18 protein-coding genes are annotated in these 12,389 nt (G+C 45.4%); 17 read left to right on the plus strand and 1 reads right to left on the minus strand.

Going from position 1 to position 12,389, the window contains the following annotated elements; all coding sequences use genetic code 11:
- Positions 1-13 precede the first annotated feature (13 nt).
- The 13 genes from rplR (at position 14) to E2B99_RS12760 (ending at position 8,377) form a co-directional block, all read left to right on the plus strand.
- Positions 14-364, plus strand: coding sequence for a 50S ribosomal protein L18 (gene rplR / locus E2B99_RS12700; protein ID WP_026472348.1), 351 nt, complete (start codon positions 14-16; stop codon positions 362-364).
- 2 nt (positions 365-366) lie between these two features.
- Positions 367-864: a 30S ribosomal protein S5 gene (gene rpsE / locus E2B99_RS12705; RefSeq protein WP_026472349.1), complete on the plus strand. Its 498-nt coding sequence runs from the start codon at positions 367-369 to the stop codon at positions 862-864.
- A gap of 6 nt (positions 865-870) precedes the next feature.
- Positions 871-1,068, plus strand: a complete 198-nt coding sequence (gene rpmD / locus E2B99_RS12710; protein WP_026472350.1) for a 50S ribosomal protein L30 — start codon at positions 871-873, stop codon at positions 1,066-1,068.
- Positions 1,065-1,505: a 50S ribosomal protein L15 gene (gene rplO, locus E2B99_RS12715; protein WP_134245435.1), complete on the plus strand. Its 441-nt coding sequence runs from the start codon at positions 1,065-1,067 to the stop codon at positions 1,503-1,505. Before rpmD ends, rplO begins: the two co-directional genes overlap by 4 nt.
- A 51-nt stretch (positions 1,506-1,556) precedes the next feature.
- Positions 1,557-2,876 (plus strand): preprotein translocase subunit SecY, encoded by a 1,320-nt coding sequence (gene secY / locus E2B99_RS12720; RefSeq protein ID WP_205669686.1) that lies wholly within the window; start codon positions 1,557-1,559, stop codon positions 2,874-2,876.
- Positions 2,877-2,910: 34 nt separating this feature from the next.
- Positions 2,911-3,027 (plus strand): 50S ribosomal protein L36, encoded by a 117-nt coding sequence (gene rpmJ / locus E2B99_RS12725; protein WP_039619814.1) that lies wholly within the window; start codon positions 2,911-2,913, stop codon positions 3,025-3,027.
- Between the two features lie 113 nt (positions 3,028-3,140).
- Positions 3,141-3,497 (plus strand): 30S ribosomal protein S13, encoded by a 357-nt coding sequence (gene rpsM / locus E2B99_RS12730; RefSeq protein ID WP_026472353.1) that lies wholly within the window; start codon positions 3,141-3,143, stop codon positions 3,495-3,497.
- A gap of 19 nt (positions 3,498-3,516) precedes the next feature.
- Positions 3,517-3,903 carry a 30S ribosomal protein S11 gene (gene rpsK, locus E2B99_RS12735; protein ID WP_026472354.1) on the plus strand — a complete coding sequence of 129 codons (387 nt, stop codon included), beginning with the start codon at positions 3,517-3,519 and terminating at the stop codon, positions 3,901-3,903.
- Positions 3,904-3,915: 12 nt separating this feature from the next.
- Positions 3,916-4,539, plus strand: coding sequence for a 30S ribosomal protein S4 (gene rpsD, locus E2B99_RS12740; RefSeq protein WP_134245437.1), 624 nt, complete (start codon positions 3,916-3,918; stop codon positions 4,537-4,539).
- 17 nt (positions 4,540-4,556) lie between these two features.
- Positions 4,557-5,564 carry a DNA-directed RNA polymerase subunit alpha gene (locus tag E2B99_RS12745; protein WP_026472356.1) on the plus strand — a complete coding sequence of 336 codons (1,008 nt, stop codon included), beginning with the start codon at positions 4,557-4,559 and terminating at the stop codon, positions 5,562-5,564.
- A gap of 18 nt (positions 5,565-5,582) precedes the next feature.
- Positions 5,583-5,963 (plus strand): 50S ribosomal protein L17, encoded by a 381-nt coding sequence (gene rplQ, locus E2B99_RS12750; RefSeq protein WP_026472357.1) that lies wholly within the window; start codon positions 5,583-5,585, stop codon positions 5,961-5,963.
- 110 nt (positions 5,964-6,073) lie between these two features.
- Positions 6,074-6,760, plus strand: coding sequence for an alpha/beta hydrolase (locus E2B99_RS12755; RefSeq protein WP_205669684.1), 687 nt, complete (start codon positions 6,074-6,076; stop codon positions 6,758-6,760).
- A 126-nt stretch (positions 6,761-6,886) separates the two neighbouring features.
- Positions 6,887-8,377: a flavin-containing monooxygenase gene (locus tag E2B99_RS12760; protein WP_134245439.1), complete on the plus strand. Its 1,491-nt coding sequence runs from the start codon at positions 6,887-6,889 to the stop codon at positions 8,375-8,377.
- A 299-nt stretch (positions 8,378-8,676) separates the two neighbouring features.
- On the opposite strand, the gene E2B99_RS12765 is transcribed toward E2B99_RS12760, so the two are convergent.
- Complete coding sequence (locus tag E2B99_RS12765) at positions 8,677-9,852, minus strand: acyl-CoA dehydrogenase family protein (RefSeq protein ID WP_205669685.1); 1,176 nt, start codon at positions 9,850-9,852, stop codon at positions 8,677-8,679.
- Positions 9,853-10,064: 212 nt separating this feature from the next.
- Between E2B99_RS12765 and E2B99_RS12770 the strand changes: the two genes are divergently transcribed.
- The 4 genes from E2B99_RS12770 (at position 10,065) to E2B99_RS12785 (ending at position 12,095) form a co-directional block, all read left to right on the plus strand.
- Positions 10,065-10,319, plus strand: coding sequence for a succinate dehydrogenase assembly factor 2 (locus tag E2B99_RS12770; protein ID WP_134245441.1), 255 nt, complete (start codon positions 10,065-10,067; stop codon positions 10,317-10,319).
- A 21-nt stretch (positions 10,320-10,340) separates the two neighbouring features.
- The gene (locus tag E2B99_RS12775) at positions 10,341-10,760 is read left to right on the plus strand and encodes a protein YgfX (protein WP_134245443.1); all 420 of its coding nucleotides are present in this window, start codon (positions 10,341-10,343) and stop codon (positions 10,758-10,760) included.
- 306 nt (positions 10,761-11,066) lie between these two features.
- Positions 11,067-11,564, plus strand: coding sequence for a YidB family protein (locus E2B99_RS12780; protein WP_134245445.1), 498 nt, complete (start codon positions 11,067-11,069; stop codon positions 11,562-11,564).
- Positions 11,565-11,912: 348 nt separating this feature from the next.
- On the plus strand, positions 11,913-12,095 hold the full coding sequence (locus tag E2B99_RS12785; protein WP_134245447.1) for a hypothetical protein: 183 nt from the start codon (positions 11,913-11,915) through the stop codon (positions 12,093-12,095).
- Positions 12,096-12,389 lie beyond the last annotated feature (294 nt).

A 12,389-nucleotide genomic window follows, 5' to 3' on the forward strand; every position in this document is an offset into this window, starting at 1 on the left:
CACGAGGTTCTGTATGAACGACAAGAAACAATCCCGTTTGCGTCGTGCCAAAAGCACGCGCTTGCACATTCGTGCATTGGGTGCGACTCGTCTGTGTGTAAACCGCACACCGCGTCACATCTATGCTCAAATCATTTCCCCAGAAGGTGGTAAAGTACTGGCGCAAGCTTCTACTTTAGACGCACAATTACGTTCTGGCGCAACTGGCAACGTTGATGCAGCTACTAAAGTAGGTGCATTAATTGCTGAGCGTGCTAAAGCTGCTGGTATTACCAAAGTTGCGTTCGACCGTTCTGGTTTTAAATATCATGGTCGTATTAAAGCCTTGGCTGATGCTGCCCGTGCTGGCGGTCTGGAGTTCTAATCATGGCAAAAGTTGAACAAAACGAAGGCTTTGTTGAGAAGCTGGTTGCTGTAGACCGCGTTGCCAAGGTAGTTAAAGGTGGCCGTATTTTCTCTTTCACTGCGTTAACCGTGGTGGGTGATGGCAATGGTCGCGTAGGCTTTGGGCGTGGCAAGGCGCGTGAAGTTCCAGCTGCAATTCAAAAAGCGCTGGAAGCTGCTCGTCGCAACATGATCAGTGTTGAGCTAAATGGTACAACCCTGCAACATCCGGTAAATTCTTCGCATGGTGCCAGCCGCATTTACATGCAGCCTGCCTCTGAAGGTACTGGTGTAATTGCTGGTGGTGCAATGCGCGCTGTACTTGAAGTTGCTGGTGTACAAAACGTATTGGCAAAATGCTATGGTTCTACCAATGCAACCAACGTAGTGTATGCAACTTTCAAAGGTCTAAAAAATATGACCTCTGCTGAGAAAGTTGCTGCTAAACGTGGTAAGACTGTCGAAGAAATTCAAGGGTAATTTGACATGAAAACAATCAAGGTTACCCAGATCAAATCTTCTGCCCACCGCTTAAAAAATCATAAGCTGTGTCTGCAGGGATTGGGTCTGCGTCGCATTGGTCACACTGTTGAAGTGCAGGACACGCCTTCAAACCGTGGTATGATCAATAAAGTATACTATATGGTAAGCGTTGAGCCAGTTGATAATGGAGTGCAGCCATGACTTTGCGTTTAAATGAGCTTGCTCCTGCTGAAGGTGCAAAGCGCGAACATCGCCGCTTGGGTCGTGGTATTGGTTCTGGCCTGGGCAAAACTGGTGGTCGTGGTGTGAAAGGTCAAACTTCACGCTCAGGTGGAGGAATCCGTGCCGGCTTTGAAGGCGGCCAGATGCCAATTTACCGTCGCTTGCCTAAGTTTGGTTTTACCAGCCAGCTCGCGCTTAAAACTGCTGAAGTACGTTTATCTGAACTGAACAAGGTGGAAGGCGATATTATTAGCTTGACTACTTTGAAAGCTGCCAATGTGGTTCGTCAGGACAAGATCCGCGCCCGTATTGTACTTTCAGGTGAAATTACTCGTGCATTCACAGTACAGGGTGTTGCTCTGACCAAAGGTGCTAAAGCTGCAATTGAAGCAGCTGGCGGCAAGGTTGAGGAGTAATCCCAAGTGGCTATGCCCCCAAATACAACGTTAGATAGTATGCAAAAAGCAATAAAAGGTCCTGCGTTTCGTCAGAAATATCGGGAAATCATTCAACGAATGCTTTTTTTGCTAGGTGCATTATTAGTGTTTCGTTTGGGTGCGCATGTTCCAGTTCCAGGGATTAATCCAGAACGGTTAGCACAGCTGTTTGAACAGAATAAGGATACTATCCTTAGTCTGTTCAATATGTTTTCGGGTGGTGCACTAGAGCGCATGTCAATTCTTGCGCTGGGCATCATGCCTTATATTTCTGCTTCGATTATTGTTCAGTTGATGGCGACTGTTGTGCCCTCACTTGAATCGCTTAAAAAAGAAGGTGAAGCAGGTAAGCGTAAAATCAATCAGTATACCCGGCAAGGAACCTTGTTTCTAGGCTTGGTACAGGCGATTGGGATGTGTGCGGGGCTGCAAAGTCAGGGGATTACCCTGTCAACAGGTCTGAGCTTTTACGTGCCTGCTGTGACTTCTTTGGTAGCGGGTACCATGTTTCTGATGTGGCTCGGTGAACAAATTACCGAACGTGGCATTGGTAATGGTATTTCAATGATTATTTTTGCAGGGATTGTGGCAGGTTTACCTGGCATTGTTCTGCAATCGGTAGAATCCATTCAGCAGGGTCAAAGCAGTTTAATTGGCCTGTTGCTGCTAGGAATTTTAAGTCTTGCTGTCATTGCTGCCGTAATCTTTATCGAAAAAGCACAGCGCCGTATTCCTGTAAACTATGCACAAAAGCAGCAGGGTAGGAAAGTATTTACTGCACAGCAAACCCATTTGCCATTAAAAATTAATATGGCTGGGGTAATTCCTGCAATTTTTGCTAGTTCTTTGCTGTTGTTTCCAGCAAGTCTAGGCCAATGGGTAGGAAGTGCGGATCCAAATGCTGGCTTTATCAAGCGTTTTCTGCAGGATATGGCACTGGTACTGTCACCAGGCCAACCGTTGTATCTTGTGCTGTTTGGCGGTTTGATTATCTTCTTTTGTTACTTTTATACCGCCTTGGTATTTAGTCCCAAAGAAGTATCAGAAAATTTAAAACGTAGCGGTGCTTATGTGCCTGGCATTCGTCCTGGTGATCAAACAGCCCGTTATTTGGACCATATTCTCAATCGATTGACTTTTATTGGCGCAATCTATATTACCGTAGTGTGTTTAATGCCTATGGTATTGCAAAGTGCATTTGGTGTGCCTTTCCATTTAGGCGGTACTTCATTGCTCATTGTGGTGGTTGTGGTGATGGATTTTATGGCGCAGTTACAGGCGCATCTGACCTCACATCAGTACGAGAACCAGTCATTGATGAAAAAGTCACCTTCCTTGCTGAACAAGTAAGTGCTTGCGTGATTCAACCTGAAGGGTGTTTAACATGAAAGTTCAAGCTTCTGTTAAAAAAATTTGCGGTAACTGTAAAGTGATCCGCCGTAATGGGGTAATTCGCGTAATTTGCAGCGCAGAACCTCGCCACAAGCAGCGTCAAGGCTAGTTTTTTAATAAACTGACTTACCTGTTGATTTCACTAGGTGAATTGCGTTATTATCCGCCCCCTCATAATTGATGGGGCGGTTGATTTTTCAATTGCCTTTTTGGAGAAAATGAATGGCTCGTATTGCCGGTGTTAACATTCCGGATAACAAGCACGCTGTCATTTCTTTAACTTACATTTTCGGTATTGGCCGTCATACTGCTGCTAACATTCTAGCGGCTGTAGGAATTACTGCTACTACCAAAATCCGTGAGTTATCGGATGCGCAGTTGGATGCGATTCGTGCCGAAGTTGCCAAGGTTCCTACCGAGGGTGATCTTCGTCGTGAAATTTCCATGAACATTAAACGTTTGATGGATTTAGGCTGCTACCGTGGTCTTCGTCATCGTCGTGGCTTGCCTGTTCGTGGTCAGCGCACCAAAACCAACGCTCGTACTCGCAAGGGTCCGAAAAAACCAATTAAGAAATAATTGCTCTGGAAGCTAAAAGATGGCTAAAGATACCCGCGCCCGTAAGAAGGTCACCAGGACCGTTTCTGAAGGGATCGCTCACATTCATGCTTCTTTTAATAACACCATTGTGACCATTACCGATCGTCAAGGTAATGCACTGGCCTGGGCTACCTCCGGTGGACAGGGCTTCCGTGGCTCGCGTAAATCTACTCCGTTTGCTGCTCAGGTAGCAGCTGAAGTTGCTGGCAAAGCAGCTTTGGATTACGGTTTAAAAAATCTGGATGTTCTTGTTAAAGGGCCAGGTCCAGGTCGTGAGTCTGCGGTTCGTGCATTAGGCGCAGTGGGTTATAAAATTAACAGCATTACCGATGTGACACCAATTCCTCACAACGGCTGCCGTCCGCCTAAAAAACGTCGCGTATAAGGAGACTCATTCATGGCTCGCTATATAGGTCCAAAATGCAAGCTCTCCCGCCGCGAAGGGACAGACCTGCAGTTAAAATCTGGCGTTAAACCGTTTGACGTCAAAACCAAAAAGGCTGGTAAGGCTCCTGGTCAACATGGCCAAAGCCGTGGTAAACAGTCTGAGTATTCGTTACAGTTACGTGAAAAACAAAAAGTACGTCGTATGTACGGTGTGTTAGAGCGTCAATTTAGTAACTACTACAAAGAAGCTGCTCGTTCCAAAGGTGCAACAGGTGACAACCTGCTGCAATTGCTGGAAAGCCGTTTAGATAACGTTGTGTATCGCATGGGCTTTGGCTCTACGCGTGCTGAAGCGCGTCAGCTGGTTAGCCATCGCAGCATTACCCTAAATGGTCGTCGCGTAAACATCGCGTCAATCCAGGTTAAAGCCGGTGATGTGATTGCTGTACATGAAGGTGCAAAAAACCAGTTGCGTATTAAAAATGCAATTGAACTTGGTACTCAGCGCGGTATTGCTTCCTGGTTGGAAGTTGATCATACCAAGATGGAAGGTACGTTCAAGTCTGCACCTGATCGTTCCGATCTGCCTGCCGAAATCAACGAAAGCTTGATTGTTGAATTGTATTCGAAATAATCCCTTGAGGTGGCAATATGACGCGTACTGCAAACGAGTTTCTGACTCCGCAAGCGATTAAAGTTGATGCGGTCAGTGGAACCTCGGCAAAAGTAATTCTTGAGCCTTTAGAGCGTGGTTTTGGTCACACTTTAGGTAATGCCTTGCGTCGCATTTTACTTTCGTCACTACCTGGCGCTGCCGTGGTTGAGGCAGAGGTAGAAGGTGTCGAGCATGAGTACAGTACTTTAGAAGGCTTGCAGCAGGACATCGTCGAGCTCTTGCTGAACCTTAAAGGATTGTCAATTAAACTGTTCGAACAGAACGAAGCGTATTTGACATTGGATAAACAGGGTCCTGGCGAAGTTACTGCCGCTGACCTGCGTTTACCGCATAATGTTGAAATCGTTAATCCAGAGCATGTACTGGCAACTTTGGGTGCTAATGGCCATTTAAAGATGCGCCTGAAAGTAACCCAGGGTCGTGGCTATGAGCCTGCTGATGTTCGCTTTCCGGAAGGGGAAACCCGTCCGGTTGGCCGTTTGCAGCTTGATGCCAGCTATAGCCCAATCAAGCGTGTTTCCTACACTGTAGAGAATGCACGTGTTGAACAGCGTACTGATCTGGACAAACTGGTTATTGATCTGGAAACCAATGGTACTGTAGATCCGGAAGAAGCAATTCGTAAAGCTGCAACCATTTTGCAGCAACAGATTGCCATTTTTGTTGACCTGCAAAAAGACCATGCGCCAGAGCCTGTACAAAGTCGTGAAGAAGTTGATCCGATTTTGTTACGTCCAGTTGATGATCTGGAATTAACCGTTCGTTCTGCCAACTGTTTGAAGGCAGAAAACATTTACTACATTGGTGATCTGGTACAACGTACTGAGGTTGAGCTATTAAAAACGCCTAACCTGGGTAAAAAATCGTTGACTGAGATTAAAGATGTGTTGGCTTCCAAAGGCTTGTCGCTTGGCATGCGCTTAGATAACTGGCCACCTGCCAGTCTGCGTGTGGATGATCGCTTTGCTTACCGTAGCCGTTAATTAGTAGGACTATTCACCATGCGTCATCGTAATAGTGGTGTGAAATTAGGTCGTACCAGCAGCCACCGTAAGGCCATGTTCCAGAATATGGCTAACTCGCTGTTTGAACACGAGCTGATCAAAACAACCTTGCCTAAAGCTAAAGAGCTTCGCCGTGTTGCCGAGCCTTTAATCACTTTGGCGAAACATGATACTGTTGCTAACCGTCGTCTGGCTTTTGCCCGTACCCGTAGTGCTGCAGTTGTTGGTAAGTTATTTACTGAGCTTGGCCCTCGTTATAAAGAGCGTCAAGGTGGCTATTTACGCGTACTGAAAGCTGGCTTTCGTGCTGGCGATGCTGCGCCAATGGCTTATGTTGAATTAGTGGATCGCTCCCTGACTCAACCTGCTGCTGAATAAGCAGTGCAGTAGAAAAGACCGGCCTTAGCGCCGGTTTTTTTATGCTGAAGGCTTTTTATAGGATTAGTATCAATTATGATAGACACTTCAACCTTAAAGCCAGTTTTCTGATGTCGATATTATCTGTGATTGAAATTGAAACAGCCGCAAATCCACAATTTACAGTGATCTGGTTACATGGCTTGGGTGCCAATGGCAATGATTTTGTACCCGTCATTCCCGAGCTAAAATTGTCATCCCAATATCCTGTACGGTTTATATTTCCAAATGCCCCGGAAATTCCGGTGACCATTAATGGGGGATATATCATGCCTGCCTGGTATGACATTCTGGAAATGTCAGTTGACCATCGAAAGGTTAATCAGGCCGGAATCCAGCGCAGTGTTGAACAAATCCGTCAGTTAATTAGTCGCGAAAACCAGCGTGGTATTCCTTCTTCCCATATTTTTCTGGCAGGATTTTCTCAGGGCGGCGCAATTGCTTATCAAGCGGCTTTAAGCCATACAGTACAATTGGCGGGTGTGATTGCCCTGTCGACCTATATTCCAGATGCACAGGTGTTACAGGTGCAGTTTAATCCAGTACAGCAGCAACTTCCGGTAATGATTGCGCATGGTCAGTATGATGGTGTAGTGCCGCTGCAAATGGGAAAAAATGCCTGTATTGCTGTTCAGCAATTAGGCTGTTTGGTCAGCTGGCATGAGTATGGCATGGAGCATCAGGTGTGCCTTGAAGAAATTCGTGAAATTGGAACTTGGCTGGCTAAGCAAATTGACCGTATAAAAAATCTGCACTAGCCATATCGTTCTGCGCGAATTTATCCTAAATTATTAGTGTATTTACTCTAATGGCCTAAATTGACATTGACTATTGTCAATTTAGTGACTATGTTTTAGGCAAGTTAATTCGGATTGATGACACAGATGGCTCAACATTTTGATGTATTGATTATTGGTGCAGGTATTTCGGGGATTGGTAGCGCCGTACACTTGAAACTCAAGGCACCACAGAAAAAATTTGCGATTCTGGAGCGTCGTGAAAGTATCGGTGGAACCTGGGATTTGTTTCGTTATCCGGGAATTCGTTCGGATTCTGACATGTCCACTTTTGGATTTGAGTTTAAGCCGTGGACTCAATCCAAAGTACTGGCTGATGGCACTTCAATCCGCAATTATGTGAATGAAACCGCCAAGGAATATAATATTTTTGAGCATATTCATTTCCAGCGTCAGGTGAAAACAGCCAACTGGTCTTCAGCCAGAAAAATGTGGGAACTGGAAGTACTGAATGTTGCCAATAATACGACTGAACAGTGGACGGCGGACTTCCTGCTGGGCTGTACCGGTTATTATAATTATGACCAGGGCTTTAAACCAGCTTATCCGGATGAAGACAAGTTTAAGGGTACCGTGATTCAGCCACAACACTGGCCTGAGAATCTGGATTATAGCGGCAAGAAAGTGGTGATTATTGGTAGTGGGGCTACCGCCATTACACTGGTGCCTTCGATGGCAGACAAGGCTGCGCATGTCACCATGCTCCAGCGCTCGCCAACCTATATTGCGACTGTTCCTGCGATTGATGCCCTGTACGACAAGATGAAGAAATTCATGCCGGAAAAAGTGGCGTATCAGTTGACCCGTAGCCGTAATATTGGGGTACAGCGTCTGGTGTTTAAGCTGTCGCAGGAAAAACCGGAACTGGTGAAAAAATTCCTGTTAAAGGCAGTTAAGCTTCAGGTCGGCAAGCATGTGGACATGAAGCATTTCACCCCGAATTATAATCCCTGGGATCAGCGCCTGTGTGTGGTGCCGGATGGTGACTTGTTTAAAACCATTAAACGCGGCAAGGCTTCCGTTGAAACCGACCAGATTGAACGCTTTACTGAAAACGGCATATTGCTGAAATCTGGCAAGCATCTGGATGCCGATATTATCGTGTCTGCCACTGGCCTGAATATCCAGATTCTGGGTGGCTTGCAGGCCACCATTGATGGCCAGCCAGTGAATACTTCAAATCACATGCTGTACAAAGGGGTATTGCTGAGTAATATCCCGAATGCTGCCATTATTATTGGCTATACCAATGCATCCTGGACGCTTAAAGTGGACGTGGCTGCTGATTATTTAGCGCGTTTGTTTAACTATATGGACAAGAAGCATTATAAGGTCGTGTTGGCCAAGGCAGATGCCAGCGAGTTAACCGATGATACGGTGATGGGTAGTCTGGCCTCAGGATATATCAAGCGTGCCGAGCATGTGATGCCACGTCAGGGCAAAAGTGAACCATGGCGTGTTTCCATGAATTATCTAAAAGATAAGGCTGAGCTGCGTAGCAGTAGCTTTGAAGATGATATCCTGACCTTTGATGGTGGCAAAGCCAATAACAAAAAACGCTTTAAGCTGTTTGGTTAAGTCCTGTTTTGTGTCTACATAAAAAGTGCCTTAGGGCACTTTTTTATTGAGTAAGTATTAGTAAAGATTTCTACAAATAAATCATGTGGATAAGACAGGGCATAAGCAGTTTTGTTCATGATGTCACCTATAAAACTTGTTATCGGTTTTGGGCCTTATTTTTCTTATATGTTTTAAATTGCTTACAGACATTGGCTACTCAAACATGTTTATTCAGCTTAAAAAGTCAGTGCTAAAAGCCGCAACAATAAAAAAGGCCATCCTGTTACCAGAATGACCTTTATCAAAGCAGGTATAAATTACAGGGTGCGTGAAATCAATTCTTTCATGATTTCATTGGTGCCTGCATAAATACGATGCGCACGATTATCGACATAAGCACGGGCAACCGGATATTCCATCATAAAGCCATAACCGCCATGCAACTGCACACATTCATCTACAATCTGGTTCACCATATCAGATAACCAGTATTTGGCAGCCGCAGCCGCTTCAACGCTTAATGCATTTTGCACCTGGAGTTCCATGCAGCGGTCAGCGTAGGTACGACCAATATCAATTTTGGTACGCAGTTCGGCCAGCTTGAAGCGGGTGTTCTGGAATGCGCCAATCGGCTTGCCAAATGCTTTGCGATCTTTGGTGTACTGCACGGTATGGGCAAATACGGCTTCTGCTGCGGCTTGTGACATCAGGCCCACCATCAGGCGCTCCCAAGCCAGTTCTTTCATCAGCATGATAAAGCCCATGCCTTCCATACCCAGCAGGTTGCTTTTTGGCACGCGGACATTGTCAAAGAATAGCTCGCAGGTATCCTGACCATGCATACCCACTTTTTTCAGCGGCTTGCCTTTGGTAAAGCCGGGTGCCTTGGCGTCCATAATCAGTAGGGAAATGTTTTGTGCACCTTTTTCGCTGTTGCCAGTTTTTACCGCAACCACAGCCATGTCACACAGGTAGCCATTGGTAATAAAAATCTTGGAGCCATTCACAATGTAGTCATCGCCATCGGCAACGGCTGTTGTGCGAATTCCTTGCAGGTCAGAACCTGTACCCGGCTCGGTCATGGCAATGGCGCCTACGACTTCACCCGTGGCCATTTTAGGCAGCCAAGTGGATTTCTGGTCTTCATTGCCAAAGTTTAAAATATAGTTGGCCACAATATCAGAATGCAGGGCAAAGCCGGAGGCCGAATCCAGTGCGTAGGCCTGTTCTTCCATCAGGATGGCACTGTATAAGCGGTCTACTCCACTGCCGCCATATTGTTCCGGCATCGTGGCACATAACAGGCCCAGCTCACCAGCCTTGTTCCAAAGCCCACGATCCAGATGCTGCTGCTCGGCCCATTTTTCATGGTAAGGGGCAATTTCAGTTTCAAAAAAACGGCGTGCGGTATCGCGGAAGGCTTCGTGCTCTTCGTTATAAATGGTACGTGGTGCCATTGGTGGCAAAGGACGGAGTAAGTTGGCTGCGCTCATGGGATTCCTTGCAAATAATCAGTGGGGTCAGCAAAAATGCTAATAAAACCTGGCACACAGTAAAGAAGATTATCGCCGGAGCAACAATGGGTTTTATTGCCAAAAACTGAGCAGTATCTACTGTTTTTGCCAATTTTCTGTCAACGGCAGGACGGTGGATAAACCAGCAGCATGCTACACTACGCCACGATTTTGATTGGCTGGAGTAAGGCATGAATGATGACATCAGTTTGCATGACCGCAAGGTGATTTACCGTGCGCGTCGTGGCTTAAAAGAGCTGGATATTTATTTTGACCCTTATGTACGCCAGCATTACCTAACGGCACCTGAAGCTGAAAAACAGGCATTTGCTTTGCTGATTGAACAGGAAGACCCGGATTTGCTGGATTGGTTTATGGCCGTGAGTGAGCCACAACAACTAGAGCTGGTTGGGATAATTGCAAAACTGAAAAGTCTGCTGCATTAATACAATAAGCCGCCATTGTCCATGCTGGTTGATATTACGTTACGCGCAAGCCGTATGCAGCAGGTGATTCACCGGCTGGCACTGGCCATGCTGGCTGGATTGCTTTGGTTCAGTGGTTTGGCATGGCCGCTAACGATCGTGCTGATTGGCATATTGCTGGGCCTGCATCTGGGCTGGCCCAAGCTGGTGGCAACGCGTCGTATTACAATGCTATGGCAGGGCGATAGCCAGAGCTGGTACTGGCAATATCGTCAGGGCAGGCGATACAGCGGCCAGTTGCTTCAAATCTGCTATTTGGGCCCTGTAATCCATCTGACTTTAAAGACAATCCACCAACCGCCTCTTTATGTTGTTATTTGGCGCGATCAGGTTGATGAAACACAATGGCGGCGCTTAAAGGTGCTACATGCATTAAATGATTCACAACAAAACTGGTTTTAAAGCTGTCCATAACCTGCATTTCATTACAGCATTACATCAAAATATCAATGCTTTAGCGTTACTCATCTTTATATAGTAAAAATAACAACTATCCCTTTTGAAGCGTTGTACCGCATCATGATTTTAACAATGGTAATTCAACAGCAGAACGTAGAACAGCCTGGGTAGAAACATTTAAGCAGTAAGGAGCCAGCAATGACAACATTAACAGCCATGGTAGACGCATTAATCCAGCAGGCCAGTGGCCAGCATTCAGCACTGGCCGATGCAGGCTTTAAGGACCCGATGCATGGATAGGTGCTGGGTTTGGGAACCAAGCATGACCCTGTGACCCATACTGATCCTGCCCATATTGACCGTACAGTGGTGAATCAAGTGATTGATTCAGCACTTGGAGGACTGGCGGGCGGTAATATGCATGAACATGCCTTTGCACAGCCTGAGCGACAGGCTTCCTTTATGCTCAAGCTGATTCCACTGGTATTACACTGGATCAAGCAGCAGGGCGGTTTAAATCCGGCCTTGCAGGTGTTACGACAAAAAGGACTGGAAGCGCAGGTTGCGTCATGGGTAGGGCCGGGGATTAATGACCGGATTACACCCGATATGCTTGATGGCCTATTTGCCTCCGGTAGCATTGAACAGGTAGCACAGCAGTTTGGCATTAGCACTGCGACAGCGCACACTGGCCTTGCAGTGGTGTTGCCACAGGTGATTGATATTCTCACCAGTGCCAGCAGTGCGGATGTATCTCATGCTGATATAGAAACAAATAATGTGCTAACCCGCCTTAATCATTTGTAAATGATAAAAAACAGTTAAAAAGCTTTTATTGATAGCCTGCGTTTGCAGGCTTTCCTTGTTATGGATAATGGGTTACATACTGTTACGTTACAGGCTTATAAGCTGTCGGGCAGGTTTTATGCGGTAAAAAAATTGAAATAATTTGAAAAGAACTTTAAAAATAAATATTTAAGTAAATATTTCGAAAAACAGCAGAAAATTGTCTGACAATATTTCCGGATTATTGTTATGGATCAGCACTTGTCCGACAATCTATGCTTAAAAACTTCAAAAAATGCGTACATTTAGGCCATGAGTAACGTGGCTGTGACTCATATTACATTTATATTTCAAATAGAGGTCAAAATCATGATGACAGTTCCTGCTATTTTATATCCCGTGATTGCGTTTTTGTTTGCTGTGATTGTTGGTCGTATTGGTACCATCATTATGGATCATTTCCGTAATGATGAAATGCAGCTTGATTCAACGTCTGCCAGCATGAAGCCAAAATCAGCTCATGCGGGTATGACGGTTGCAAAACATGGCTAAATATTTAATATCTTTCAAGAAGCCTTGTATACACTAAGTGGTACAAGGCTTTTTTATTGTGTACGTTTTAGCATTCATTTATTTTAGTGCCATACTCATTAAGCTTATTATTTTAATCTTAGATTCTCAAATGAAGTGCAACAGAAATTAATATATTGGAAGGAAGGAAGATGAGCTAGCATTCTGCTTCCGACCGACCAAAGTCAAAGTTGCATCATGAACTATACTCATCTTACTCAAGAAGAAAGATATCAGATTTATACATTATTACGTGAAGGTTTTTCTAAACGTTAT

This window comes from Alkanindiges illinoisensis (assembly GCF_004377485.1).
In the GTDB taxonomy this organism is placed as follows: domain Bacteria; phylum Pseudomonadota; class Gammaproteobacteria; order Pseudomonadales; family Moraxellaceae; genus Alkanindiges; species Alkanindiges illinoisensis_A.